The sequence below is a fragment of the Mucilaginibacter myungsuensis genome (genome assembly GCF_015222005.1).
GTDB lineage: Bacteria > Bacteroidota > Bacteroidia > Sphingobacteriales > Sphingobacteriaceae > Mucilaginibacter > Mucilaginibacter myungsuensis.
On record NZ_JADFFL010000001.1, the window covers coordinates 36,618 to 61,136 of the forward strand.

Sequence of the window (24,519 nt, forward strand, 5' to 3'; positions counted from 1 at the left end):
GTTGATATGCGACCAGATCAATTCCGTGGCGGCATGATCATGGCTTTGAAGACATAAGTGCCCCATAATCTGGAATGCATATAGTTGTGTTTAAAGGCTGAGTTTTGAGTGTAATAACCTCGGGTAGCATAGCTGACCTGGCCATACAGGGTCTGCCCGGTCTTGAATTTGAACGTGCTTAATTTTAAAACGGCCGACATCGGAATGTCAAGCTCGGAGGTGGGTTTCTGTTTAAGATCCAGGCTATAAATAAGATCGCCCTTTTGGTACACCTGATAGACCGACGTTACTTTGCCGTTTACGATCTTATGCACCACGTAAGGGAACATGAACCCCGAGGTGATGATCAGGGTATCGCCACGTAGTTCGGCGCTACAGAAATTGGGGTGGATGCTTTCTGCAGGTTTTTTATAAGTTCCAAAATAGTGTTTGGTCGCTCTACCGGTCTTAGGGTTAGTGTCTAACTCAAAAGCATTAAGGTGGCTGTAGTCGGGCGCGTCTTTCTTGTTCAACGTGTCTATTACATCCTTGGTATGGACGGCGAGGTCGCGGATAACATCGTTATGGTTAGCCGTATCGGACATTAACCTGTTCAAGTTATCACGAAATTCCTTAGGTAACCGGGCAAAAGCGGCGTTGTAGCGCGATGTTAAAGTGCGATCTACGGTAAATTGTGCCAGGCATACGTAGGCAAACAGGCATAGGCTTAGGGTTAGTAGCGTTCTCATAATTGTGATCGTATAAATGTACGTTTTATCATCACCTTTTTGCTGCATTTATTGTTACTTTCACATCACGCTAAAATTACCCCTTGATGCTATCTAAAGCCAAACTGCTGCCGCTTTTATTGTTGATGTTTACTCTAACGGCCAACGCACAGGAGTTTGGCGGTAACCCACCATCCGTAAAATGGGATCAGGTGAACACACCCGAAGTTAAGGTGATCTTCAGGCGCGGTATCGACTCATCGGGTCGGCGTGTGGCAGATATCATTCGGCGGATCAATGCGTCAACAGCACCTACCATCGGGCCAAAGTTAAAGCCGGTCAGCATCTTACTGCAAGATCAAAACACCATATCCAACGCCTATGTAGGCTTGGCCCCGTTCCGCAGCGAGTTTTACCTCACCGCGCCGCAAAATAGCTTTATGATCGGCAGCATGAACTGGGTCGATCAGCTGGCTATTCACGAATACCGGCACGTGCAGCAGTACAATAATTTTAACGTGGGTTTCTCAAGAGTGTTAAGTACGCTGTTCGGGCAGGGTGGGCAAGCTTTAGGTAACGCCTTATCTGTACCCGATTGGTTTTTTGAGGGCGACGCCGTTTACAGCGAAACGCTGGTAAGCCAACAGGGCAGGGGACGTATCCCATTTTTTTTTAACGGTTATCGCGCGTTATGGGCAGCTAACAAGAATTATAGCTACATGAAGTTGCGTAACGGATCCTACAAAGATTACGTCCCCAACCATTACCCGCTGGGTTATATGCTGGTAGGTCATGGCCGCGAAAAGTACGGTAATGACGCATGGCGGAAGATCACTTACGATGCCGCCTGGTTCAAAAGGCCGTTTTATCCTTTCCAGTATGCGGTAAAGAAACATACAGGCGCGTCGTTCAGTAGCTTTACCAACGATGCTTTGACATCCTTTAAGCAGAAGTTTAACGATGCCCCCGAGGTTGGCGTAGCTAAAAACCAGCACTTTATTGCGGATGAAGAATATCCTGCCTTTACAGGCGACAGCGCCATTATCTATGTAAAAAGCACCTACAAAGAGCGCCCTGTATTCATGGAGCGCAAAGATGGTAACGAACGCGAGATACGTATCCGCGACGTATCTATCGATAATCACTTTTCGTGCAGCAATGGTAAGATCGTTTACGCAGCTTACAATATAGATCCACGTTGGGGTTATATCACTTATTCGGACTTGCGTCTGCTGGATGCCACCACGGGTGAGCAAAAGACCCTGACGACCAAAACCCGTTACTTCTCGCCCGATATCAGCGCCGATAGTAAAAAGATAGTAGCGGTGGAGACGGCTACATCAGGCAAAAGCAAACTACATATCCTTGATGATAGTGGTAAACTATTAAGCGTGATACCGACCACCGAGAACGTCTTTTTTACTTACCCTAAGTTTTATGGCGATGATAAAGTCGTTTCAGCAGTAAGGCAGGACGATGGCAAGATGTATATCGCACTCATCGATATAGCGTCGGGAAAGATGGATAAACTGCATTCATCTGCAGTAGCCGGCTTCCTGACCGTTAAGGACAATACGGTCTATTTTACCGCATCTACATCAACGGACGACCTGTATGCTTACGAGATAGTTAACCGTAAGCTTTACAAACTTAACGGTGACGCTTTGCGTAAGGGGATCGGCAGCTATCAACCGACGGTAGGCAATGGCAAGTTGGCCTGGACAAGCTTCACTGCATACGGCTATCGGCTGCAAAAAACCGATATGAATGCCGTACAACGCACCGAAGTATCGACCTCAGACACAGGTCCGCTAAGTAATTACGACATCAATTCATTAGATAAAGATTCGGCGACCAACGTACTTGCTACCGTTACCGATAGCTCGTTGCCTATTACCAAGTACAGCAAGGGTTATGGTCTGTTCAATTTCCATAGCTTGTTCCCAACAGTGGATGACCCTAATTATGCCGTATCCATAGAAGGGCAGAACGTACTGAATACTTTCCAGTCCAGTTTGTTGTTCAACTACAACCGTAATGAGGGGTATAAAAGGGCCGGTTTTAGTGGTGTGTACGGCGGGCTATATCCGCAGATCATCGGTGCTGTTAACTATATTATGGATCGCCGCGGCTACTCTGTGAGGAATAATACAGCTGTTTATTGGAACGAATTTGAAAGCCAATTAGGTGCGCGGATCCCGCTGAATTTTATCAACGGTACGCACTTGACCAACATCAGTTTCGGTAGCGATGTGGTTTACAACCGCACAAGCTTTCAGCAGGCTTATCGCAGTCTGTTCGCCGATAGGGCTTATACTTATTTAAATAACGTCTTCTCTATCACCAATCGCGTTAGCCAGGCCAGGCAGAATATCTATCCAAAGTTCGCGCAAACTTTATCGGTCAGTTATAAAACAACGGTGATCGGTAGCCAGGGTTATCAATGGTTGACCACAGGTGCTATTTACCTGCCTGGATTAGCGGCCAACCATAGCCTCAGCTTTACCGGCGCATACCAGGAACGTAACCGCAACAATGTGATCAGCTTCTCTAATAATTTTCCGTTCTCGAGGGGGTATCAGGCCGAGAACCTGTATCGCTTAAAAAAAGCCGGAGTGAACTATCATTTCCCGATAGCCTATCCCGATGCCGGTTTAGCTAACACTGTTTATTTAAGTCGGTTGAGGGCGAACTTATACTTCGACTACACCCAAGCCAACGATTTTTACACCAACGGAACAGATTTTAAAGGAACCTTCAGAACGGTGGGAGCGGAGCTGTATTTCGATACTAAATGGTTCAATCAAGCGGCGATCACCTTCGGGATACGTTATGCGCACTTACTGGATAATGATCTGTTCAGCACCAACCGTAGCAGCGATAGGATTGAGTTGATCATTCCGCTGACGATATTTTAGGGGCGGTTAACCGGTGATCAGTGACCAGTTGATCAGTCAATTGGTCACCGGTTTTATATAGATATATCTCTGCTATCTTGATCGATAGTTAACCGATCACTGATTACCGGTCACTGGTTAACTGATCCACGGATCACCGATCACCCACCATTCGCCTTTTCGATCAGCTTCCTTACGATATTAGCATCCGTTTCATAAGTGGCATATTCATCCACATAACGGCTGCCCATCATAATGGCATCGTTACGGAACTCCATAGCGCTATGTACAATGGCACGGGCCGATGAATGTATCTCAGTAGCGTTGGTGAATCGGATCAGGTTAGCAACGTTATCGGCGTTAATGCCTGCACCGGGCATAATGTTGATACGGCCGTTGGCCTGCTCGATGCATTTATGGATATTGCTGATGCCCTCCATGGCCGATGAGCGGCCACCTGAGGTAAGCACGCGCTCAAAACCAAGTTCGATCAGGTCTTCCAGCGTTTTGTGCATGTCGTTAGCAACATCAAAAGCGCGGTGGAAGGTAGCGCCTAAGCCGGCTTTGTGTGCCATGCCTATCAGTTGCGCGTTACGGGCCATGTCAACAGAACCGTCCTTGTTCAGGATGCCGAATACTACGCCATCGCAACCCAGATCAATGCTTTGCTCCACATCGGCCTTCATGATCTCGAATTCGTCGTCGGTGTAAAGGAAATCGCCGCTGCGGGGGCGGATGATGGTGTATACCTGTATCTCTAAAGCTTTACGCGACAGTACGATATGCCCTTGCGAAGGGGTAGTGCCGCCCTGGTGCAGATTATTACACAGTTCGACACGGATGGCGCCACCTGCTTGCGCCGCTATGGCTGATGTTGCAGAATTAGCACAGACCTCTAATGAGACCATAATTTATTGTGATAGGTTTTACTTTATTACTTCGTTATAATGGCTTTTGCCCTTGATCAGCAGGTCTTTTTTCTCGGAATTGCAAACCGCGTACGAGAACCCTCCCTGAATGGCGTAAGCGCCATATTCGCCTTTTTTGTTGATGGCCAAAAAGCCTACCTGTATCTCTTTGGCGGTCTCCGGTTTCTTTTTGATGATGCGGTTGACGGCTTCTTTACAAGCATCCTCAGGGCTGTAACCCTGACGCATCAGTTCGACAACCAAAAAGCTGCCCACGTTACGGATCACCTCTTCGCCAACACCGGTAGATGTTGCTCCGCCAACTTCGTTATCGACATAAAGACCGGCACCTATAATAGGGCTGTCACCCACGCGACCGTGCATTTTAAAAGCCATGCCGCTGGTGGTACAAGCGCCGGATATATTGCCTTTGCTATCTATAGCCAGCATACCGATGGTATCGTGGTTATACTGCCCGCCCTGCATTTGCGGCTGATTTTCGATATTAATGATCGGCTTGTATTCCGCTTTCTTCAACCATTGTTTCCACGCCTTTTCAGATTCAGGGGTCAGTAGTTTTTGTGCTTTAAAACCTTGCTGTATTGCGAATTGACGTGCGCCGTCGCCCACCAGCATTACGTGTGGGGTTTTATCCATCACCAAACGGGCAACGGATATCGGGTGGTCAATATCCTCCATGCCGGCGACAGCGCCGCAATTACCCAGTTCATCCATAATGCAGGCATCAAGGGTAACAAAACCGTCACGGTCAGGGTAACCAGCTCTACCTACAGAATGGTTCTTAAGGTCGGCTTCAGGGATACGTGCGCCGGCCTCTACCGCGTCGATAGCTCTGCCGCCTTTGCTCAATACTTCCCATGCTGCCGCGTTAGCCGCTATGCCAAAGTCCCAGGTAGATATCACCACCGGCAAAGTCGACTTATCGGCAGGCTGTTTGGCGGCTTTACTCAACTTGGGCAGCACGGTTGCAGCAGTGGCGGTCAGGGCTGATAATTTTAAAAATTTACGACGGTTGTACATACAAGTTAATGTATAAGCAGGGGGACTTATAAAAATAATTAATCGTAATAATACGGTTTTTATTGATCCGTCGGGTCAAAATTATCGGGCAAGCTAACATCCTCGGCTAAAATAGCCTTGCTTTTTTCAAGGTCGCTCTCAAAAATTCTCAGTTTCAGCCCGCCGATGGCCTGGTTGTAGAACGGATTAGCGCCGATGGTATTTTGATCGTCGATAAATGATTCGATACCGGCATCAGCCAAACGGGTTTGTGTGATGTGGGCCAAACCCGCATCGTAAAAAGTTTCCAGGGTGATGATGTTCTCTTGCTCGTTCATAGTATGTGGTATAAGTTTTCAACCACAAAGATAAGTGCAATATTGTTTGTTATTTTTGACGAAATAGCATCGCCCCATGAATCGTATCGACCGCATATCAGCCATATTGATCCAACTACAATCCCGCCGCATTGTAAAAGCATCTGATATTGCCGAGCGTTTCGATATCAGTCTGCGTACTGTTTACCGCGATGTAAAAACTTTAGAGGAAGCCGGCGTACCGATCATTGGCGAGGCCGGCGTAGGATACTCCATTATGGATGGTTACCGTCTACCCCCGGTGATGTTCACCAAAGAAGAAGCCACAGCGTTTTTGACCGCCGAAAAGTTCATCGAGAAGCTAACCGATTCTGATACTACCAGTCAATATCGCTCTGCCATGTATAAGGTTAAAGCTGTGCTCCGTTCGGCTGATAAGAACCTGCTGGAGGATATGGACGGAAATATCACTGTAATGAAACCCCGTCGCAGCGACCCGGAACAAGAAGAAAGGAACGCGCTGCAACCTATACTGAATGGCATTGCTAACAAAAATGTGTTGGGTATAGATTACTTTGCCATGCACAGCCAAACGCATAGCACCAGACATGTAGAACCGGTAGGGGTTTTCTTTTCGGAAGGTAACTGGCACCTGATCGCGTTCTGTCGTTTACGTAACGATTACCGCGATTTCCGTACCGACCGTATCAAGATGATCTATAACACGGGTATCGAGTTTGATCAACAACATCCCACGCTTAAAGAGTATCTAAAGCAGGTGGCACATGAACAAAAACTGAATACGGTGATCATGAACGTCGACAAAAAGGCGATCAGCTATATCGATTCTCAGAAGTACTATAACGGCTACGTATCACAAGAAGATATGGGCGATACCGTTCAAATGACATTCTTAACACTGTCCATCGAAGGCTTTGCCCGCTGGTACATGATGTTCGGCGACTATGCCCGTATCATTGGTCCGCAACATTTGAAGGACCGCATCAGGCAATTGTACGATAAAATGCTGAGCAATATTACCGAAGAGAATTCGGTGACGGTCTGAAGCTTAACACCGGCGTTCTTTAGCAATACGCTATTCGTAAAAACAAGACGCCGAACACACGGTTATAAGGCTATAATCTACATCAACCGTGAAAATAGTTATCACCAAACCCCACTGGCAAGTTATAGCGTTAGGCATATTGGCAGGCATGCGCTCCATGTCGGCTCCGGCCGTAAGCAGCAGGATGCTAAATAAACGCCCAAGCCGCAGGCTTAACCATACACCTTTACAAACGCTACAGTCTCCAGCTGCCGCTAATGTACTTACCGGCATAGCCGTAGGTGAATTGGTAGGGGATAAGTTACCCACTGCTCCCGACCGTATAGCCCCCGTGACATTGGTGGGGCGTTGTATTAACGGTGCTATCTCGGGTGCCGGGATCTACAAAGCGGCAGGCGGCAAGTGGTACACCGGGGCTGTACTTGGTGGTATCACCGCTATAGCTGCCACCTATGGTAGTTTTTACTTACGTAAGGCGATAGTTAAGCAAGCGCATTTAATTGATCCGGTGGTAGGGCTGATAGAGGACACCATCGTCCTTGGAGCTGGCGTAGCACTTGTTGAGACCGCCTAAGTACTGACTTTTATGTAGTTGCTGCGTCATGATATGGCATCGATTGCGGAGTATCTATAAAATTTGATAATTTTGTTTAAAAAGTCAGGAATTTTAGGCTTCTTTAAAGAATAATGAGTTCAGTAAACGCCCCACAGGATATAAAACGCGAAAAGATATTAGACGCGTCGTACCAGCGATTTTTACATTACGGCTATTCTAAAACTACCATGAATGAGATCGCGGGCGATCTTGCCATGTCTAAAGCCTTGCTGTATTATTACTTCCCCGATAAAAGCCAGCTTTATGTGGCAGTAATGAACAAACTGGCTACGGATTTTATCAACGTCCTGACCGAAAAGGTTGCTGCATCCACCGATCTGCTGAGTGCTTTTAAAGCCCAGATAGACAATCACCATAACTTTATGGTGACCAACTATAACTTCTTCGATTTCTTTAGACTTAACGAGCAGAACATCCCCGCCGAGATATGGGAGATCATTGGAACTATCCATCAGACCGAGATCGAGTTATTGAGTGACGCTTTGGTAAAAGATGTTGACGCCGGAAAGGTTACAGCGGTAGAAGTGCCGGTAGATATGATCGATCTGATCCTTGATGCATTGCACGGCGTAAAGGTCCGCGCTATGTCACATAAGAAGACCGGATTCCCGCTTAAGGAGCATTTAGACGAGATCTATCAAAAACGCTTGACACTGATCGAAATATTTGTTAAAGGCTTGGGTTGCTGACCTAAATGTCATGTTGCCGTCATAAGCCCAAATAAAGTAGCCGTTGCAACATCTTTATCTGTATTTTTGACCATTGTAATTAATTAGTCAGCGCAAGTTGACGAAATATATAAAAGAGACTTCTAAAGTAGAGGTGATTGTTTTAGAGTGATTGAGGCGGGCCGAATGCAAATTCGGTCCGTTTTTTTATGGCTTTTTCATGAACGACATGGATACCGCCGTACCTGCCCCAAGTAATGCCCCGGCGCCAACATCCGTAGGGTAGTGTACGCCTAAATAGCTTCTGGAATAACCCACAGTGCCCGCCCATAAAAAGGACGGCGCGATCACATACCACTTAGGATAAGCGATAGACACTGCCGTAGCTGTGGCCATGGTAGATGATGTATGCCCCGATGGAAACGAATAGTAGCTGGCCTCGTAAACAGGGATTATCTTAATGTTTTTAATAAAAGGTCTTGGGCGTTTCACGATCAGTTTGATCAGCGCCGTTGCACCTATTGTAATTGCGGTACTACTGGCCACGTACAACGCGTTCTGGCGTAATTGTTGATCGTTGGAGATAACGCCGCCAATGAACATTCCTGCCGGGATACCGATCTCACCGTATTTATAAGAGTTGGACATAAACATGTAAAACCCTGTCTTTTTAGGCGTACGATGGCTGGCCAGGTCTATCATGATCCTATCATCCCATTGTTGTATGCTCGACTGCTGAGCCATGGCCTTGCCCGGGAACGTCATCAACAACATCAGTTGACCAACAAACATCCCCCAAAAAGATAGCTTAAGTTTCGATAATGACGGGTATTGCATACCACGAAGGTACGCACAAAAAAAGAACCTTTCAATGTTCGGCAAGCAAACACAAAAAGGTTCTTTACAATTTATAGCGCTCAGGCAAGTATAACTCAAACCAACTTACCGGCAGTTTTTCAGATCCCGCGTCACATCATCATTGCTGATCAGTCCGACTTTGTTACCGAATGAATTGCCTACGTAAGTTAATACCTGTGCTATCTCCATTGGCGCAAGTTCGGCAGGTGGCATTTCGCTATCAAATTCCTTACCTGCTACGGTGATCTTACCCTTAATGCCTTTACTGAGCAAGCAGGCCAGCATATTCTTATTCCGGCTGATGTAGGCGGTGTCGGTCAACGGCGGTATCAATGCTGCCAACCCCTGACCTTTATCGCCATGGCAATTTTGACAATGGTTCTGATACTCAACCAATCCGGCTGTGTAATAGCGCTTAAACTCGATATCCTCGGCCGTTTGGCAGCTGGCGATAGCGATCACCACCGTCAAAAATGAAGCTATGATCCATACCGCTCTCATTGTGCCACGCGTTGCTCAGGCTCGGCCTGAAGGGTTTTGATATCGGCGATCAGCTTGGTAACCTCGGTGGTAACTGTGCCGTCGTACGTGCCACGGATGTGTTTCTGCTTGTCTATCAGGATAAACCAACCATCGTGTACATGCCCGCCCGGGACGGATGCATCCTCGGCTACAGACGTTAAATAGCTGGTAGCCAATTTGTAGGTCTCGTCCTTGCCGCTTTGTAGCAACCACCAGCTTTGGCCGCTGATGCCTAATTTATCGGCATACTTTTTCAATACAGGTACACTGTCGTACTTAGGGTCGATACTGTAAGACAGGATCTTAAAGTTATCATCGGCCTTGTATGCATTATACACGTTAAGCATATTGCGGTGCATGGTAGGGCAGATGGACGGGCAACTGGTGAAGAAGAAATCGGCTACATAGATCTTGCCTTTCAGATTGTTATCTGTAATGCTGTCGCCATACTGGTTCACAAATTTGAAAGGGGGGATGGTTTGATAAACGGTATCCGTAACCTCTTTACCATCAACGGTTTTTGTCTCCGCATCGCGATGACCAAGGATGGGCAAGCGGTTACTTTTATTATCGCCACAGGCGGCCATGAACATCGTCAGGCCGACTGCAAATAGAATGATCGGCTTCCTCATTTACTTAGCCTCCAAAAATTGCTTACTGTCGGCTATAGCCTTGTTAACCAGCGAATCCACACGGTGGATCTGTTTATGCTGCTCGCCCAAATAGTTCATGATATCCGCATGCTGCTTACCAGAAAAGTCCGGGTCGAATTTGTGCATCCAGGTCTCCATGGCGCTTTCGGCCAGGATCAGTTTGCCACGCAGGTCGGCTATGGTTTTGCGGGTGAGGGTATCCGTGTTAGGCTTCAGGTAAAGGCTGTCCAGTTCGGCTTGGTATTTCATAGCGGTGCCGGTGCGGGCCATCACGCTGTCGTGAATGGCGATCACGGCGTCCATCTGTTTTTTCTCGGCTGCTTTTTCATCCGAACAAGAGGCTAAAAAAAAGCTTGCAAAAAGCGCGATAATTATCGTTTTTTTCATGTTTTTCCGTCGTTTTTTGATGTTTTTTTTAACTTTTTTCTACCAGTTCCATTTTGCATTTAGGGCAGGTACCAGGCTTGTCGGCAACCACATCCGCATCCATTGGACAGGTATATTTTTTGGCTGTGGTGGTCCTGTTGGTGTCGGCAGCTGCGTGACCTTTATGTTCGGATGATGAGCCACAGCTAACGGCGGCTATCGAAGTAAATAAGCTTAGTATGATGATGAAATACTTCATGTTGTTTGGTTTTGTATCGTTATAAATTGAATAGTCGGTTGGCAGCCAACACTAATAGAATCGATTTTAAACTGATAACTTCGGCGGCTGCAAGATAGGATAGATGACCGCTTGCAAAGCCATATCCCGATAGCTATCCGGAAATGCCTGTAACAGGGTAGACGAAAACATGAACCTATTCGCACCAGTAAAGAATACCTGTTGGATAAGTTCCTTTTGCGCCTGGCGTTCGTTGTTCTTTTCTTTTTCCTCGGCTTGCTTTACTTTTTTCATGAAATAGCAATGGCCGTTACAGTTCAGTTGTGGCTTGTCGCGGTTTTCGCAGAGGGTAGTGGCGATGTAGCGCTGGTTCATTTCAAAACCCGCGAACACCACCAGCTTACTAAAGCCAGAGCCGATAATGCAGAAAATAAGCAATATGGTTAACGCGCGTTGAAACATGGCCGCAAAGTTAACAGGAAATGCTTAGTACCCCAAACACTAAGCCGTCATTTTAAGGGTACTGTTGATGGTCTACAATAAACCTCTCGAAAACAGGATATGATCCGTTCCGGGCAGTTGCAGACCTGCTTGTTTAAGATAGATGCCGATCTGTCCGCGGTGGTGGGTACCGTGGTTCAAAACCTGGGTGATCACATCGGTGATCGCTGTGTTGAATTCTGTCCCTGCCGAATTTTGATAGCTGACGGTGCTTGTCAATATATCATCGCTCTGACCATTCAGCCATTCCTTCCAGGCCGCATGATGTGATATGATAGACGGGCGTAATTCCTCCAACGTTGAGTCCGGCCAAAGCGGGCCACCGGGTGCGTTGAGCTTTTTAGCGCGGAGCAGCCAGGTATTTTGAGCGGCCATCATGTGGGCGAATATTTTAACGGTCTCGTAAGGTGCTGTGCCTGAGGTGGTCATCAGGTCGAGTAGTTTTATGCTGGCAGCTTTGTCGTAATCGAATAGTTTTGAAAAGTAATTGATCATAGGTTGTTATTATATTGCCGGTCGTGCATGTGACGCCGGCGGACAAATTTAGGTTTCCGTACAATAGCATAGTTAGTAGTCTGAAAAATATTTTGCCGGAGATTGTGGAAACACATTGGCCGATGCATCCTACCTGCAAACAAACCAAATATGCAGACCGATATCACCAACATCAGCATCCCCCAAAACTGCGCAGAATCATGGAACAAGATGACACAAAACAACGATGGCCGTTTTTGTACCGCCTGCGCAAGTACAGTTGTCGACTTTACGGCTATGTCACCCGATGAAGTTATCGCATACCTCACCGCGTCACCAAAAACTTGTGGGCGTTTTGGTGCAACCCAGTTAGATCGCATCAACGAGCAACTAAAAGAACAGCCATTATTTGCTCCTAACTTTTGGAAGCGCGTAATGGTAGCCGCTACAGTTTTCTTTACCACACAACAAGTTGTAAAGGCGCAGGACAATGCCGCAATAACGATCAAAACAGAGCAGGTGCCTGTTGAGAAAAGTGTTATTAGCGACCCAACAGCGATAAAGCCTGAGCCTGTTGCCTTACGTAATGTACATGGTAAAGTGACCGATCTGGTTGCTAAATTCACGTTACCCGGTGCTACGGTTTATGTAAACGGAAAGGTAGTGACGGCGACCGATGCCAAAGGAGAATTTTGCCTTGCGCTGCCGGTTTCACGCATAGTTATAGCTGTTAAGTCTTTAGGTTATGCTCAAACTGAGTTGAAAGTAAAGGCTGGTAGCGAAGAAGAAACAATCGAGGTAGCATTAAAAGAAGGCCCGGGTGCGGTAATGAGCCGGACCGTCATCCGTAGAGCTTCTTTACCAAAACGGTTGTACAACCGCCTTATCAAGCTGCCTATCAAAAAGATATTCGGTTAAGAAATAAACACCGATCCTTAGCAACGGAACATGCAAACCAATATCACTAACATAAGCATCCCTACTCCATGCCACCAGCAATGGGACGCTATGACCCCCTCCCAAGGCGGCCGCCATTGCGATAGCTGCTGCAAAACAGTTACCGACTTTACCCGGATGAGCGACGGACAGGTCATCGACTTTTTAAGCCGGTCACAAAACACCTGCGGCAGGATAGAGCCGTGGCAGATCAGCAGCGTGAACAGGCAGCTGGCACAACCGCTAAAGCAACAGAGTTACCGGCGGGGGGTGGTTGCAACGGTGTTATTGATGTTCGCTGTAGCATCGGGCCATGCACAAACCAAATTGAAAGCTAAACAGATACATAAAACCGAAGTTGCCAAACCGATTTTAAGGGCAAAGCCGGATAGCATGGTGATTTACCATCCGGCTTTGAAATTTAACCCCAAAAAAGATCCAATTCCGATTTTTAAAAAGGAGGTATCTTTTCCTGCTGTCGAAAATACTGGAGCATATCTTGGAGGTGTGTCAGTAAAAGGGATCGGTATTGTTGACCAGAATATACATCCTTTGGGCTTCTTTAACAGTATCGAAGACCTTCTACAAGTACCCCATCGCTAACTCCCTTTGATCAGCAATTTCAATCTGTTCATCAGAGCCTCGCCGCGCAGGTCAATGTCAATGATCTTGCCTTCACGGTCTAACAAAAAGGTGGTAGGGTAAGAATTGATATCTTTATAACCAACTGTTTGCGATGTTTTAGCATCTATCTGGATGTTGGCCCAGGGCAGCTGGTGTTTGTCGAATATTTGTTGGGTGGTGGCTGGTGCACGGTCGTCTACCAGACCAATGATCTCCAGATCTTTACGGCTGAATGCCGAATACACCTCTTTAAGATGCGGGAACTCGGCAATGCACGGGCCGCAGTAAGTCCCCCAAACATCTATAAATAAATATTTGCCTTTAAATTTCGCTGTGCTTACTATACCGGTCGAGCTTATGGCAGGATTGATATTGATGCCTGATGCGATCGGCGCGATGTAGCCCAGTTGACGGGATATTTTTGTTCCCTTTTTAGCCGTAGATACCTTGGCCGCATCGGCTTTAGCTATCGTTTTGTCGCCGAAGCCGCTGATATCTGCACCGGTCAGCACAATATCGTTACCATTGTTGATGATCCTGGACAGTACAAATTCATCATCGCCTAAACTGATATACTGACCTTGTTTAATGGTCTTTAGGTTAGCCATACGGTCAAAGTATGGTCGGTCGGGCACTACAATGATGCCTGAACGGCGGAAACTGGTAGTGGCTGCCAGGTAAGGTTTACCTTTGTAGGTAAAACGCATGTAGTTAAACTCAGGGAAAGCAAAGTACAGCTCGGCACTATTACCATGCCCGGGACTAACAAAAACCAGTTGCTTGTCATCCACGATCTTATTATCGTTGTTCAGGTAGGTGATCTTTACCGGTACAGATCCGCTTACTTTCAGCTCTTCGCTACTCGCGTCCTTCAGCACCGGGCGATACTCATCATTGCCAAAATCGCCGTCGTTATCCACATCCATTTTATATACTGGCTTGCCATCGCGTATACCGGTAACAGCCGATACATAGCATTTTAACGGTGTTTTAGAGAGCAGTACTGTATCGGCCAAATTGAATTTATTACCTGATAGGTGACTTTCCATATACTCTTTACTACACAGGCCAGCACGGTAACCCTGATAGGTGAATTGCGCCAGATCCAGTACGTAGCAAAACTCTTGCATATTGGTCAGGTCGGTAGGCAGGTTTTTCATTACGGGATACAGCTTGCCGCCTTCATACTTGCGTAGATGTTCCAGCGTACCCTGAAAACTTGAGGTATGCCCGTCCGGACCAATGCCGGCCATACGTTCCATGTGCAAAGTAATACTGTTCACCTTTTGCGGTTGCTTAGTTTTAGGTAGCAGAACTTTTGATGTGTCTTTGCCGGTCTGCCCGAAAGACGCTGTAGCGCCCGCTAAAAATATAGCAAGGGCTGATAAGGTTTTGTACATTGTAATGAGCTATTAAAGGTTAATAATAGGTTTTATCGGCGCTTCAACAAGCACCGCATTACAATGGTAGGAATATTTTCGTAGGTTTTATATTTTTTGTGATAATAATTTTTGCAGCACCCCTTCTTTAAGCGAATACATGGACATGGATACATCTGTAATATCCAGTTTATCCATCACATAGCGGGTGATGAGTGATACAACGACGATCATATCTACCCTTAAGGGAATGATGCCTTTAGTTTCGGCGCGTTCTTCATGGGTGGAGGCGACCAGCCGTGCGGTGAGTTCTAAAAAGTCCTGATTGTCAAAGTCCATGCTTTTAATGGCTTTCAGGTCAAACTCGTTGCCCTTTTCCAATTCAAGCACTTCGGCAAAGGTTTCAAAAGCGCCCGAAGAGCCGATAAGTTTGGCAATAGGGTAGTCCTTGGCCGATTCGAATAACGGGCCAAGTTTATCATCCAGATATTCCTGTAGTTCAACCACCGAGTCGGCCGGGATAGGGTCGTATTGGTGAAATTTATCCATCAAGCGCGCGGCACCAACTTCAAAACTTTGTTTCCATTTTATGCCGTCAGCATCGCAAATAATAAACTCTACACTGCCGCCGCCAATATCTATAATGATGGTGTGCTCGTCGGTCAGGCAGCCGGATGCTTTAACGCCCTGGTAAATATATTCCGCTTCCGAGTCGCCGTTGATCACTTCAATGGCTATGCCTGTATCGCGTTTTACCTGGTCAATAAAATCCTTCCCGTTAGATGTGCTGCGCAGGGCAGAGGTAGCAATAGCTTTTACCGGGCCTGCATCAAAACGGGCTATCTCGGCCGCGAATTTATGCATGGTGTTGATTCCCCGTTCAAAAGCATCAGGCTGGATAATGCCTTTATTAATGCCGCCTTGACCTAACCTTACCGGCTCGAACAGGTGCAACAACTCTTGTGGGTCGTCGGGATCGGTCGTGGTGATCAACAGGTGGAAGGTGTTGGTACCAAGGTCCATTACGGCTACGGGTTTATTCATCAAGGGTAAAAATAAAAGATCCCCGTAAAATGTTTGTTTACGGGGATAATAATTGTTAACAGGTTGGTGGTTTGGTGGATCTTGTCCCTCTCCCCGGGGAGAGTAGTTTTATTTCAATTTCCCTCCTTGGGGAGGGGTGCGGTTGGGCTGTGTTGAAATGGCAGGGAGGGGTTGGTCAGTTTGTATCGTCGCGAAACCCCTCCCTGCTACCGCTCTTTCCTTGCCCGCCCCTCCCCAAGGAGGGATTTTTAGGAGGGGCTCTTATTCTTTATAAAAGAACCATTTTACAAGTTCTTTATAGCTCGACTTTTTGCCATACATCAAAATGCCTACGCGATAGATGCGGGCTGCTACCCAGGTAGTGAACAGGAAACCCACGATCATCATAGCTGCTGATAGTGCCAATTGCCAGTCCGGTACGCCAAAGGGCAGCCTCACCATCATGGCGATGGGAGCAGTGAACGGTATCACCGACAACCAGAAAGCCAGCGAACTATCAGGCGAGTTTAATATGAACGCGAACGACATCATATAAGTGAACAGCAATGGCAAGGTCAGCGGGAACATGAATTGCTGCGTCTCTGTCTCGCTGTCAACAGCCGAACCTACGGCAGCAAACAAGGCCGCGTAAAGCATAAAGCCACTCAGGAAATAAAAGATGAACCACGACAGGATATAACCAAAATCAATGGTCTGCAAGCTTTCATAAAAACCTAATGCTGGACTTTTAGGGGCTACGGGTTGCGCGTCCTCTACCTGAGGGGTTTGATCGGTGTTCTTTTTAACCGTCTGCTCGGTCTTGGCTGGCGCATCGTTCTTAGCGATCATTTTGCCGGCTATTATAGTTACCCCGCTGGACAATACGATCCACAACAAGAACTGCGTCAGCCCGACCATGCCAATACCAAGGATCTTACCCAACATCAATTGAAACGGTTTTACCGACGATACGATCACCTCGATAATTCGGTTGGTCTTTTCTTCGATCACGCCGCGCATCACTTGCGATCCGTAGATCAGTAGTGCAATGTAGATCATGATCGCGCCTGTGATCCCGGCGCCGTAAGCAGCGCCCACGCTGCTGTCTTTTTCGCCGCTATCGCTAAGTTCAATGGCTTTTATGTTGATATCGGGTTTAATTGCGTTCAGTTTGGCCGTATCTATACCAGCTTTTACAATGGCATCGTCTTCGGCAATGCGGGTCATTTGCCTTTCGATGGTGCTGGTTATGGTGAAATTGGGCTTTGTTTTAGATAGGATCTGCACGCCGCCATTTTTAACGGCATCAGCAGGGATCACCAAAAGAAAGTCGGGCGTTAACTTCAACTCGGCTTTAGCCTCGGCTAATGTGCCCTTAGCGGGCGAGAAGTAAAGGTTTGAATTGTCTTTAAACTTGCCGGCAAAAATTCCGCTCTCGTCTTTTACGTTGATGATGTGTTTAGCATTTATCTCGTCGCTATTGGCGTAGATCAACGCTATAACCGCATACATGGCCAACAATAAGCCGGGCACCAATAGGGTGCTCACCAAAAATGCCTTCTTTTTTACGCGCACTAAATATTCGCGCTGGATGATAAGGAAAACTTTATTCATGTTTGTCGGCTGTCTGATTAACGTTACGGATAAATACTTCGTTCATGCTTGGGATAACTTCCTGTAGCATGGTGATCTGGGCTTTGGGCAACAGGTACTGTAACACATCGTTTGATGATGTACCGTCCAGTTTAAAGCGGATAGTGTGGCCATCAATGCCGCTGGTCTCGTCCAATAATTGGAAGGGCTGGTTGCCATCAAAGGTCAGCTTATCGCCTGCATACTCCAACACGAAAGTATCGTTACGGTACGAGTTGCGGATATCGCGTACCTTGCCATCCAATATCTTCTTAGACTTATGGATCAACGCTATGCCGCTGCACATTTCCTCTACCGATTCCATCCGGTGCGTGCTGAACAGGATGGTAGCGCCTTTGGCATTCAATTCCAGTATCTCGTTCTTGATAAGTTCGGCATTCACCGGGTCGAAACCGCTGAAGGGTTCATCGAGTATGATCAGGTCCGGCTGGTGCAATATCGTAGCAACAAATTGCGCTTTTTGCTGCATCCCTTTTGATAGGTCCTCCACCTTTTTATTCCACCAGTTAACGATCTCCAATTTCTCGAACCAGTATTTCAACCGTTTCATTGCTTCGTCGCGGCTTAGGCCTTTTAGGCGGGCCAGGTAGATCATCTGCTCGCCTATCTCCATTTTTTTGTACAGGCCGCGTTCTTCGGGCATGTAGCCGATACGTTCGATGTGGCTTTGGTTCAGTTTTTCGCCGTCGAAATAAACTTCGCCGCTGTCAGGCGCGGTGATCTGGTTGATGATACGGATGAGCGAGGTCTTGCCGGCGCCGTTAGGACCGAGCAGGCCAAATATTTGGCCTTTTTCTACCTCTAAACTTACATCGCTCAGCGCGCGATGCCCGTCGTATTGTTTAACAATATTGCGGATGCTTAACATTTAAGGGGTGTTTGGTTGTGTGTGATGTAATTTAGATGAAGATAGCGTTTTGATGTTACAACCTGCCCTTCTTTTATTAATTTGACCACCCAAATGAAACTACGCGTAGCACGCCATACCACCGATCTTGGCAAGATCAAGGCTTTTTATATCGATATACTTGGCTTTGAATTGTTGGGTAGTTTTGAGGCCCATGATGGGTACGATGGTATCTTCATCGGCCTGCCGGGCAAAGATTGGCATTTGGAATTTACCGTATCCGCTGATGCACCAGTTCACAAGCCTGATGAGGATGACCTGCTGGTACTGTATCCAGATGGGATAGGGGAGTATGACGATCTGATCGGACGATCATCAAAAGCTAACGTGCCGGAAGTTGTAGCCAAAAATCCTTATTGGCAAACGAACGGTCGCATATTTGCAGACCCCGACGGTTTCGGGGTCTGCATCGTAAAACCGGTGTGACCGACCTACTTTACGTTGTAGCTAACCAAAGTTTGTTTAGCCAGTTGTTTTCCGTTAGATGTCATGCCTAACTCAATAATGCCTACGCCTTTAGCCAGGTAAAGATCGATGGCCAGGGTTTGATCAAGCCCCATGTCCATACCGTCGACATTGCCTTTAATTTTAATGCTGGTATCACCCAGCATGTCGCCCATGTTAGGCATTTTCATGCTTAGGCTAATGGTACGGCGTACGTGTAACACATCTTTGTAATCTTTGCCGTTCACTTGGCGCGTGATGCCTTTCTCTACCAATTCTATAGTGGCCGAGGTTTTGCCCATCGGCATTTCCGTTTCAAAAACTTTCTCTTCTACACCTACGGGTTTGCTGTCATCCAAATAAACAGATTCATCGGCGGCTTCGTCCTCAAACGATGTGCCTTGTTTAAGTTCACGCTGATAATAAATATGACCTGTGCGGGCAAACCAATCGTTGCTCAGGCTATCGTTCATTTTAAAATGAGTGGCTATCAGGTGGTAGGTTTTTCCATGGAAAGTTTTGCTTTCATCTTTCACGGTGCTGATCACCTCATCGGCACCGGCCACTCCGTCGCGTTCTAATTTATAGGTCCAGGTAGTGCCGGGAGTGAGCGGGTGGTAGCTGTCTGATGTCGTTTTGTCGCTTTGCTTGCAACCCAATATGGTGACCAGGCAGATCAGCGTCGCCCACAATAGTTGACCCGAAGACAGATTTGGTGTTTTTAATGAATTCATTATCAGGTAACTATGTGGTCTATTTAATGTTGTAACTTTTTATCTTTTGGCTACCAATAACAGTACCTGCCATAATGATATTGTTTTCGATGATACCTATGCCTTTGGCAAAGTAATACTCAGAAGCGATATCAACGGTGGTTTGGCCCGACATGGTGAGCTGATGTTCGATACGGGTATGCCAAACATTACTGAAAGCTTTGCCATTGACGGTGTAGCTAATATCTTTGGCTATTAATATCCCTACATATTTTTCGGTAGTACCCGGAAATACGCTCACAAGGTTTACCGTCCAGGTGCTGTTAACGGCAGCATCTTCTTTTAGGATAGGCATTTCAGACGATACGTCGGCAACGTCTTCATTATCGCGCCAGGTATAAGTGTTGTTACTAAAATGATAATATTCGCTGCCTACTGTTACGCCTTTTGAGGTAACATTGGCAACTGAATATACTTTACCATTAATGGTAGCTTGCCTGTCTGTCATCGTTATCGTTAATTCATCAGACTGCCCCAAGGCTGTGACCGAATAGTTACGGACAGAACCTGCCGATACCGGCAAAATACTGGTAGAATTTGTAGTACCGCCGGTATTATTCCCACCATTATTTCCCGATGGGTTGGACGTAAGCGTTGTGTCTCTTTTTAATACGGAACCATCGGGCCCGATCATTGGTTCGAGGGAGCAACCTGATAGCAGACAAAATAAAAGTATTACGGAAAGGTGAGTTAAGGTTTTCATGGAAAATGCGTTAAGGTTTCTGATGCCAAATTACAAGATCTTTTAAAACATCCGAAAAAAATTAACCGGCTTTTGCACAAAACTTGCAGCGGTTAAATACCTTTATCAATTATGCAGAAGATCCTGATAGCCAACCGCGGCGAAATAGCTTTACGTGTAATGCGCTCCGCGCGCGAAATGGGTATTAAGACCGTTGCCGTTTACTCAGCCGCCGACCGTAACGCTTTGCATGTGCGCTATGCTGATGAAGCTGTTTTTATTGGTGAAGCGCCCAGCAACCAAAGCTATTTGGTAGGCGAAAAGATCATTGATGCCTGTCACCAAACAGGTGCCGAAGCTATCCATCCCGGCTACGGTTTCCTGTCAGAGAATCCCGCTTTTGCCCGCATGGTGCGCGAGGCCGGGCTGATCCTCATTGGCCCATCGCCCGAGGCTATGGAGGTGATGGGGAATAAACTATCGGCCAAAGCCGCTGCTTTAAAATATAATATCCCGATGGTGCCCGGTACCGAGGAAGCTATTGCCGACGTTGCCGATGCCAAATTGAGGGCGATCGAGGTAGGTTTCCCGATCCTGATCAAAGCCGCTGCGGGTGGCGGTGGTAAGGGTATGCGCATAGTTGAAGGTGCCGATGATTTTGAAGAGCAGATGCAATTAGCTGTGTCAGAGGCTACATCGGCTTTTGGTGATGGCTCGGTGTTTATAGAGCGCTATGTATCGTCGCCAAGGCACATCGAGATACAGATCTTAGGCGATACACATGGCAATATTGTGCACTTATTTGAGCGGGAATGTTCGGTGCAACGCCGCCACCAAAAGGTGGTGGAAGAAGCGCCGTCGTCTGTTTTAACGCCCGAGATACGCGAACGCATGGGTCAATGTGCCGTTGATGTGGCGCGTTCGGTTAATTATACGGGGGCAGGTACTGTAGAATTTATCCTTGACGAAAACCTCGATTTCTTTTTCCTGGAGATGAATACCCGCTTACAGGTAGAGCATCCGGTCACCGAACTGATCACCAACGTAGATCTGGTGAAAGAGCAGATCCGCATTGCCCGTGGCGAAGGGATCAGCTTTAAGCAAGAAGACCTGCAAATGAAGGGCCACTCGATAGAATTACGTGTTTACGCCGAGGACCCGGCCAATAATTTCTTGCCGGACATTGGAACCCTGCAAACCTATATCACCCCAAAAGGCCCGGGTGTGCGTGTCGACGATGGCTTCGAGCAAGGTATGGAGATACCGATCTATTACGACCCGATGATCGCCAAACTGACAGTTTACGGCAAGGACAGGGAAGAGGCGATAGAACGGATGATCCGCGCAATAGACGAGTACCAGATCACCGGCATCACTACCACTTTAGGTTTCGGTAAATTTGTGATGCAACACGATGCGTTCCGTTCCGGGAAGTTCGATACGCATTTCGTTGCTAAGTATTTTAAGCCCGAAGTTTTGCAGAACGCAGATGAGCAGGATGCGATGATAGCTGCCTTGTTAATGGCTAAACTTTTAGACGATAAAAAGTCCGTGAGACGGGAGAAGGTGGCAGTGGATGTTAACTCGAATTGGGTGATGAAGCGGAGGCAGTATTGATAGGGTCAAGTTCTTTCTTGCAAGGGGCTTAAATGGCTAGTCATTAAGAAAGTTAACAAAGGTTAACATATTTCAATATCGTATATTTACAAGTATTTGATAATCATATATTTATAAATATATGATTGGGGCTTGCATTACTCACCTCAGAAGTCCGTATCTGACTGAACATTCACGGTATGGATCAATGCAATACATCCATCAACCGGTCAATAAAAATCATCTGCGACTGATTGATCTTTACTCTGGCTTCATCAACACCGAACCATCCGCCACGATCAACCTCGGGGATATCGATCATTTTACCCGACCTTGGCGGCCACTCGAAAGGGAAGGTGTTGCTGATGACGTTAGTCTCATCAACCTCGCCTTCAATCGTCCATACATGGATATCCTTGCCGCCCTTTGATCGGGTTTGGCCTAAAGGGATAAAATCACCGTCGATGGTTTGGCCCGTCTCTTCGGCAAATTCGCGTTTGGCGGCGGCAAGTGGTTCTTCGTCGGCTAAAAATTCTCCTTTGGGGATCGACCATGCGCCGGCATCCTTGTTCTTCCAAAATGGCCCACCGGGATGGACGAGGAAGACCTGCAGGTTGTTTTCCTGCTTACGATACACTAATATGCCTGCCGTTTGTTTTGCCATCGTCTTAGGTTTATCTAATAAGGTTTTTACAAACCTATAACTTATCTGTGCTTGCTTGTGGCTAACTTCGTGCCATGTTTACCGGAATTATAGAGACCTTAGGCAAGGTAGTAGATCTTCGTCAGGATCAGGGCAACCTGCACATCACTGTGGCATCAACTTTATCGCACGAATTGAAGATCGATCAGTCGGTCGCTCATAACGGCGTTTGCCTTACCGTAGTTGCTGTGGCTGATGGCGCACATATTGTTACTGCTATAGAGGAAACATTGAATAAGACCAATATCGGCGATCTGAAGATCGGCTCACCGGTAAACTTGGAACGCTGCATGCAAATGAATGCGCGTTTAGATGGGCACATCGTTCAAGGCCACGTCGACCAAACGGCTACCTGTATCGGCTATAAGGAACTGGACGGAAGCTGGGAATATACATTTGAATACGACGCTTCGAATGGGAACGTTACGGTAGAGAAGGGATCTATCTGCATCAACGGCATCAGCCTGACAGTGGTAAATTCAAGGGATAACAGCTTTTCGGTAGCCATTATCCCTTATACTTACGAGCATACTAACCTTCAGGTGGTGCGCGAAGGCGATACCGTTAATCTCGAGTTCGACATCATCGGTAAATATGTAGCCCGCTTGATGCAGCGTTAATCGGTACCACCACCCAACTGACCAATGCGGCTGTTGGTGTAATCGATATACTGCTGCTGTTTTTGTGGAGGTTTAGAGCTAATATATTTTTTATAGTACTTAATGGCGTTGGCGGTGTCTTTCAATTGACTATCGAACAAACTTGCCAAGGTGTAGATCGTCATTGGGTTCTCCACGGTCTTAATGTCCTGCACATAAGCCGCAGCTGCTTTCTTATAGTATAATTTAGCGTTCGCTTTGTCTTTCAGTTGCTTGTCGTATACCAATGCTATAGCGTAATAGTATTGTGGTTGCGTATCGTCAAACTGTAAGGCCTTCAAATACGCTTTCGTAGCGTTCTTGGGTTTTGCCAGTGCTTCGTGGCTGTCGCCCATCTCAGCGTAGTAGGATGCCACATTACCTGATACGCCTTGCTCTATGGCTTTCCCCAACCAATAAATGCACTTGTTCATGTCCTTAAGTCCCTTGTAACATAATGCCGCAAAGTAATCGCTGTATTCGGTCTGGTCGTTGGTCGGTGTCGACGACAATATCTCGGCACCACAGGAAAAGTTGTCAAGACTGTAATAAGATACACCTAAGCGGTACCTGGTCGTTTTATCCATGGCATCCAATGCGATCAGCTTTTGGCAAGAGGCAACCACCTCCTTAAACTTCTTCTCTTTAAACAACAACTCAACCATCGCCTGCAAAATGTAAACATTATCAGGGTCTACCTCTGATGCCCGGTCAAGTACCTTAAGCGCTTTGTCAAATTTCTTCAGCTTGATGTAGAACTCGCCAAGGTCAACGGCAACACTTACGTCGGCATCGTTCAGCTTGTTCGCCCTTTCAAGGTAGTTCACAGCGGCGGCAGTGTCCTTTTTACTGCCGGCAATAGTTGCAAGTTTGGTGTAGACGGATATGTTGGTGGTGTCGGTAAGCAGGATCCGTTTCAAAAATAGTTCCGCCCGATTTTGGTTCCCCCGTGCTGCATTAATATCCGCGATAGCGAACAAGGCGCTCCGGTCGGCAGTGTCTATATCGTACACGCGTTGATAGTACATCTCGGCCTCGGGCAAACGTTTGGCCAGCCTGCTCATGTAAGCTAAGCGGTTGAGCGCTTTAACGTCGGTAATAGGTTCGGGGAAGGTCTTTTTTAGATAGTCAGCAGCTTCCAGGTAGCGTTGATTTTGGTAGTAGTCCATCAACAAGGCATCGTCAACCTTCCCCGCTTGGGCAAAGACGGTGGCGCTGAAGAGACATGTGATAAGAGCGATCAGTGTAGTTCTCATGAGCAGTGTGTTTATAAAAACTAAAGTATTAGTTTAAATCGAATTCTCCAAATATTTAAACAAAAAATAGTTTATGGGTGTTGCTTAGTTATAT

General features: G+C 46.8%; 28 protein-coding genes. 9 read left to right on the forward strand and 19 right to left on the reverse strand.

Annotated features, from left to right (window positions below):
• Window positions 1–17 precede the first annotated feature (17 nt).
• Window positions 18–728 (reverse strand): hypothetical protein, encoded by a 711-nt coding sequence (locus IRJ16_RS00130; RefSeq protein ID WP_194109486.1) that lies wholly within the window; start codon window positions 726–728, stop codon window positions 18–20.
• Window positions 729–811: 83 nt separating this feature from the next.
• Here IRJ16_RS00130 and IRJ16_RS00135 point away from each other — a divergent pair, with 83 nt between their 5' ends.
• Window positions 812–3,625, forward strand: a complete 2,814-nt coding sequence (locus tag IRJ16_RS00135; RefSeq protein ID WP_194109487.1) for a TolB family protein — start codon at window positions 812–814, stop codon at window positions 3,623–3,625.
• Window positions 3,626–3,765: 140 nt separating this feature from the next.
• Here IRJ16_RS00135 and IRJ16_RS00140 read toward each other — a convergent pair whose 3' ends face one another.
• From IRJ16_RS00140 to IRJ16_RS00150, 3 genes are read right to left on the reverse strand one after another with little or no spacing between them, the layout of a single operon-like run.
• Window positions 3,766–4,512, reverse strand: coding sequence for a copper homeostasis protein CutC (locus tag IRJ16_RS00140; protein WP_194109488.1), 747 nt, complete (start codon window positions 4,510–4,512; stop codon window positions 3,766–3,768).
• An 18-nt stretch (window positions 4,513–4,530) separates the two neighbouring features.
• Complete coding sequence (locus IRJ16_RS00145; RefSeq protein ID WP_194109489.1) at window positions 4,531–5,553, reverse strand: N(4)-(beta-N-acetylglucosaminyl)-L-asparaginase; 1,023 nt, start codon at window positions 5,551–5,553, stop codon at window positions 4,531–4,533.
• A gap of 59 nt (window positions 5,554–5,612) precedes the next feature.
• Window positions 5,613–5,870: a putative signal transducing protein gene (locus IRJ16_RS00150; protein WP_194109490.1), complete on the reverse strand. Its 258-nt coding sequence runs from the start codon at window positions 5,868–5,870 to the stop codon at window positions 5,613–5,615.
• Between the two features lie 76 nt (window positions 5,871–5,946).
• Between IRJ16_RS00150 and IRJ16_RS00155 the strand changes: the two genes are divergently transcribed.
• The 3 genes from IRJ16_RS00155 (at window position 5,947) to IRJ16_RS00165 (ending at window position 8,220) form a co-directional block, all read left to right on the forward strand.
• Entirely contained in the window at window positions 5,947–6,915 is a 969-nt protein-coding gene (locus IRJ16_RS00155) for a helix-turn-helix transcriptional regulator (protein ID WP_194109491.1), read from the forward strand.
• 88 nt (window positions 6,916–7,003) lie between these two features.
• Window positions 7,004–7,489, forward strand: a complete 486-nt coding sequence (locus tag IRJ16_RS00160) for a DUF4126 family protein (RefSeq protein WP_194109492.1) — start codon at window positions 7,004–7,006, stop codon at window positions 7,487–7,489.
• A gap of 113 nt (window positions 7,490–7,602) precedes the next feature.
• Window positions 7,603–8,220 carry a TetR/AcrR family transcriptional regulator gene (locus IRJ16_RS00165; RefSeq protein ID WP_194109493.1) on the forward strand — a complete coding sequence of 206 codons (618 nt, stop codon included), beginning with the start codon at window positions 7,603–7,605 and terminating at the stop codon, window positions 8,218–8,220.
• Between the two features lie 186 nt (window positions 8,221–8,406).
• Here IRJ16_RS00165 and IRJ16_RS00170 read toward each other — a convergent pair whose 3' ends face one another.
• The 7 genes from IRJ16_RS00170 to IRJ16_RS00200 form a co-directional block, all read right to left on the reverse strand.
• Window positions 8,407–9,036: a phosphatase PAP2 family protein gene (locus tag IRJ16_RS00170; protein ID WP_228079691.1), complete on the reverse strand. Its 630-nt coding sequence runs from the start codon at window positions 9,034–9,036 to the stop codon at window positions 8,407–8,409.
• Between the two features lie 105 nt (window positions 9,037–9,141).
• Entirely contained in the window at window positions 9,142–9,558 is a 417-nt protein-coding gene (locus IRJ16_RS00175) for a c-type cytochrome (protein WP_194109494.1), read from the reverse strand.
• The gene (locus IRJ16_RS00180; protein WP_194109495.1) at window positions 9,555–10,211 is read right to left on the reverse strand and encodes an SCO family protein; all 657 of its coding nucleotides are present in this window, start codon (window positions 10,209–10,211) and stop codon (window positions 9,555–9,557) included. Before IRJ16_RS00180 ends, IRJ16_RS00175 begins: the two co-directional genes overlap by 4 nt.
• Entirely contained in the window at window positions 10,212–10,619 is a 408-nt protein-coding gene (locus tag IRJ16_RS00185; protein ID WP_194109496.1) for a hypothetical protein, read from the reverse strand.
• Between the two features lie 28 nt (window positions 10,620–10,647).
• A complete protein-coding gene (locus IRJ16_RS00190) occupies window positions 10,648–10,857 on the reverse strand; it encodes a heavy metal-binding domain-containing protein (protein WP_194110209.1) in 210 nt (69 codons plus the stop codon).
• Between the two features lie 66 nt (window positions 10,858–10,923).
• Complete coding sequence (locus tag IRJ16_RS00195; protein ID WP_194109497.1) at window positions 10,924–11,298, reverse strand: hypothetical protein; 375 nt, start codon at window positions 11,296–11,298, stop codon at window positions 10,924–10,926.
• Window positions 11,299–11,370: 72 nt separating this feature from the next.
• On the reverse strand, window positions 11,371–11,832 hold the full coding sequence (locus IRJ16_RS00200; protein WP_194109498.1) for a DinB family protein: 462 nt from the start codon (window positions 11,830–11,832) through the stop codon (window positions 11,371–11,373).
• Between the two features lie 150 nt (window positions 11,833–11,982).
• Between IRJ16_RS00200 and IRJ16_RS00205 the strand changes: the two genes are divergently transcribed.
• Together IRJ16_RS00205 and IRJ16_RS00210 are read left to right on the forward strand one after the other, a co-directional pair.
• Complete coding sequence (locus IRJ16_RS00205; protein ID WP_194109499.1) at window positions 11,983–12,729, forward strand: carboxypeptidase-like regulatory domain-containing protein; 747 nt, start codon at window positions 11,983–11,985, stop codon at window positions 12,727–12,729.
• Window positions 12,730–12,759: 30 nt separating this feature from the next.
• A complete protein-coding gene (locus IRJ16_RS00210) occupies window positions 12,760–13,350 on the forward strand; it encodes a hypothetical protein (RefSeq protein WP_194109500.1) in 591 nt (196 codons plus the stop codon).
• Here the strand turns inward: IRJ16_RS00210 and IRJ16_RS00215 are convergent.
• The 4 genes from IRJ16_RS00215 to IRJ16_RS00230 all read right to left on the reverse strand — a co-directional run bounded on the left by IRJ16_RS00215 (window position 13,347) and on the right by IRJ16_RS00230 (window position 18,294).
• Window positions 13,347–14,771, reverse strand: a complete 1,425-nt coding sequence (locus IRJ16_RS00215; protein ID WP_194109501.1) for a TlpA family protein disulfide reductase — start codon at window positions 14,769–14,771, stop codon at window positions 13,347–13,349. The genes IRJ16_RS00210 and IRJ16_RS00215 overlap by 4 nt on opposite strands.
• Before the next feature lie 87 nt (window positions 14,772–14,858).
• Window positions 14,859–15,794: a Ppx/GppA phosphatase family protein gene (locus IRJ16_RS00220; RefSeq protein WP_194109502.1), complete on the reverse strand. Its 936-nt coding sequence runs from the start codon at window positions 15,792–15,794 to the stop codon at window positions 14,859–14,861.
• Window positions 15,795–16,055: 261 nt separating this feature from the next.
• Window positions 16,056–17,387, reverse strand: coding sequence for an ABC transporter permease (locus IRJ16_RS00225; RefSeq protein WP_194109503.1), 1,332 nt, complete (start codon window positions 17,385–17,387; stop codon window positions 16,056–16,058).
• Window positions 17,380–18,294, reverse strand: coding sequence for an ABC transporter ATP-binding protein (locus tag IRJ16_RS00230; RefSeq protein WP_194109504.1), 915 nt, complete (start codon window positions 18,292–18,294; stop codon window positions 17,380–17,382). Before IRJ16_RS00230 ends, IRJ16_RS00225 begins: the two co-directional genes overlap by 8 nt.
• Window positions 18,295–18,387: 93 nt before the next feature.
• On the opposite strand from IRJ16_RS00230, the gene IRJ16_RS00235 reads away from it, so the two are divergent.
• A complete protein-coding gene (locus tag IRJ16_RS00235; RefSeq protein WP_194109505.1) occupies window positions 18,388–18,759 on the forward strand; it encodes a VOC family protein in 372 nt (123 codons plus the stop codon).
• Between the two features lie 5 nt (window positions 18,760–18,764).
• Here the strand turns inward: IRJ16_RS00235 and IRJ16_RS00240 are convergent, their stop codons facing one another.
• Together IRJ16_RS00240 and IRJ16_RS00245 are read right to left on the reverse strand one after the other, a co-directional pair.
• On the reverse strand, window positions 18,765–19,511 hold the full coding sequence (locus tag IRJ16_RS00240) for a hypothetical protein (RefSeq protein WP_194109506.1): 747 nt from the start codon (window positions 19,509–19,511) through the stop codon (window positions 18,765–18,767).
• Between the two features lie 19 nt (window positions 19,512–19,530).
• On the reverse strand, window positions 19,531–20,253 hold the full coding sequence (locus IRJ16_RS00245) for a hypothetical protein (protein ID WP_194109507.1): 723 nt from the start codon (window positions 20,251–20,253) through the stop codon (window positions 19,531–19,533).
• Window positions 20,254–20,364: 111 nt separating this feature from the next.
• Here IRJ16_RS00245 and accC point away from each other — a divergent pair, with 111 nt between their 5' ends.
• Complete coding sequence (gene accC, locus IRJ16_RS00250; protein WP_194109508.1) at window positions 20,365–21,849, forward strand: acetyl-CoA carboxylase biotin carboxylase subunit; 1,485 nt, start codon at window positions 20,365–20,367, stop codon at window positions 21,847–21,849.
• Window positions 21,850–22,033: 184 nt separating this feature from the next.
• Here the strand turns inward: accC and IRJ16_RS00255 are convergent, their stop codons facing one another.
• Window positions 22,034–22,492: an NUDIX domain-containing protein gene (locus tag IRJ16_RS00255; RefSeq protein WP_194109509.1), complete on the reverse strand. Its 459-nt coding sequence runs from the start codon at window positions 22,490–22,492 to the stop codon at window positions 22,034–22,036.
• A gap of 74 nt (window positions 22,493–22,566) precedes the next feature.
• Between IRJ16_RS00255 and IRJ16_RS00260 the strand changes: the two genes are divergently transcribed.
• Window positions 22,567–23,151 (forward strand): riboflavin synthase, encoded by a 585-nt coding sequence (locus IRJ16_RS00260; protein WP_194109510.1) that lies wholly within the window; start codon window positions 22,567–22,569, stop codon window positions 23,149–23,151.
• Here the strand turns inward: IRJ16_RS00260 and IRJ16_RS00265 are convergent.
• Window positions 23,148–24,425: a tetratricopeptide repeat protein gene (locus tag IRJ16_RS00265; protein ID WP_194109511.1), complete on the reverse strand. Its 1,278-nt coding sequence runs from the start codon at window positions 24,423–24,425 to the stop codon at window positions 23,148–23,150. The two genes, IRJ16_RS00260 and IRJ16_RS00265, sit on opposite strands and share 4 nt — an antisense overlap.
• Window positions 24,426–24,519 lie beyond the last annotated feature (94 nt).

Bases quoted from the DNA above. Each gene is read 5' to 3' on its own strand.
- IRJ16_RS00260 (WP_194109510.1), top strand. From the start codon at position 22,567: ATGTTTACCGGAATTATAGAGACCTTAGGCAAGGTAGTAGATCTTCGT.
- IRJ16_RS00170 (WP_228079691.1), bottom strand. From the start codon at position 9,036: ATGCAATACCCGTCATTATCGAAACTTAAGCTATCTTTTTGGGGGATG.
- IRJ16_RS00130 (WP_194109486.1), bottom strand. From the start codon at position 728: ATGAGAACGCTACTAACCCTAAGCCTATGCCTGTTTGCCTACGTATGC.
- IRJ16_RS00225 (WP_194109503.1), bottom strand. From the start codon at position 17,387: ATGAATAAAGTTTTCCTTATCATCCAGCGCGAATATTTAGTGCGCGTA.
- IRJ16_RS00150 (WP_194109490.1), bottom strand. From the start codon at position 5,870: ATGAACGAGCAAGAGAACATCATCACCCTGGAAACTTTTTACGATGCG.
- IRJ16_RS00230 (WP_194109504.1), bottom strand. From the start codon at position 18,294: ATGTTAAGCATCCGCAATATTGTTAAACAATACGACGGGCATCGCGCG.
- IRJ16_RS00175 (WP_194109494.1), bottom strand. From the start codon at position 9,558: ATGAGAGCGGTATGGATCATAGCTTCATTTTTGACGGTGGTGATCGCT.
- IRJ16_RS00205 (WP_194109499.1), top strand. From the start codon at position 11,983: ATGCAGACCGATATCACCAACATCAGCATCCCCCAAAACTGCGCAGAA.
- IRJ16_RS00255 (WP_194109509.1), bottom strand. From the start codon at position 22,492: ATGGCAAAACAAACGGCAGGCATATTAGTGTATCGTAAGCAGGAAAAC.
- IRJ16_RS00210 (WP_194109500.1), top strand. From the start codon at position 12,760: ATGCAAACCAATATCACTAACATAAGCATCCCTACTCCATGCCACCAG.
- IRJ16_RS00190 (WP_194110209.1), bottom strand. From the start codon at position 10,857: ATGAAGTATTTCATCATCATACTAAGCTTATTTACTTCGATAGCCGCC.
- IRJ16_RS00240 (WP_194109506.1), bottom strand. From the start codon at position 19,511: ATGAATTCATTAAAAACACCAAATCTGTCTTCGGGTCAACTATTGTGG.
- IRJ16_RS00145 (WP_194109489.1), bottom strand. From the start codon at position 5,553: ATGTACAACCGTCGTAAATTTTTAAAATTATCAGCCCTGACCGCCACT.
- IRJ16_RS00265 (WP_194109511.1), bottom strand. From the start codon at position 24,425: ATGAGAACTACACTGATCGCTCTTATCACATGTCTCTTCAGCGCCACC.
- IRJ16_RS00180 (WP_194109495.1), bottom strand. From the start codon at position 10,211: ATGAGGAAGCCGATCATTCTATTTGCAGTCGGCCTGACGATGTTCATG.
- IRJ16_RS00185 (WP_194109496.1), bottom strand. From the start codon at position 10,619: ATGAAAAAAACGATAATTATCGCGCTTTTTGCAAGCTTTTTTTTAGCC.
- IRJ16_RS00235 (WP_194109505.1), top strand. From the start codon at position 18,388: ATGAAACTACGCGTAGCACGCCATACCACCGATCTTGGCAAGATCAAG.
- IRJ16_RS00220 (WP_194109502.1), bottom strand. From the start codon at position 15,794: ATGAATAAACCCGTAGCCGTAATGGACCTTGGTACCAACACCTTCCAC.
- IRJ16_RS00195 (WP_194109497.1), bottom strand. From the start codon at position 11,298: ATGTTTCAACGCGCGTTAACCATATTGCTTATTTTCTGCATTATCGGC.
- IRJ16_RS00165 (WP_194109493.1), top strand. From the start codon at position 7,603: ATGAGTTCAGTAAACGCCCCACAGGATATAAAACGCGAAAAGATATTA.
- IRJ16_RS00215 (WP_194109501.1), bottom strand. From the start codon at position 14,771: ATGTACAAAACCTTATCAGCCCTTGCTATATTTTTAGCGGGCGCTACA.
- IRJ16_RS00140 (WP_194109488.1), bottom strand. From the start codon at position 4,512: ATGGTCTCATTAGAGGTCTGTGCTAATTCTGCAACATCAGCCATAGCG.
- IRJ16_RS00245 (WP_194109507.1), bottom strand. From the start codon at position 20,253: ATGAAAACCTTAACTCACCTTTCCGTAATACTTTTATTTTGTCTGCTA.
- IRJ16_RS00155 (WP_194109491.1), top strand. From the start codon at position 5,947: ATGAATCGTATCGACCGCATATCAGCCATATTGATCCAACTACAATCC.
- accC (WP_194109508.1), top strand. From the start codon at position 20,365: ATGCAGAAGATCCTGATAGCCAACCGCGGCGAAATAGCTTTACGTGTA.
- IRJ16_RS00200 (WP_194109498.1), bottom strand. From the start codon at position 11,832: ATGATCAATTACTTTTCAAAACTATTCGATTACGACAAAGCTGCCAGC.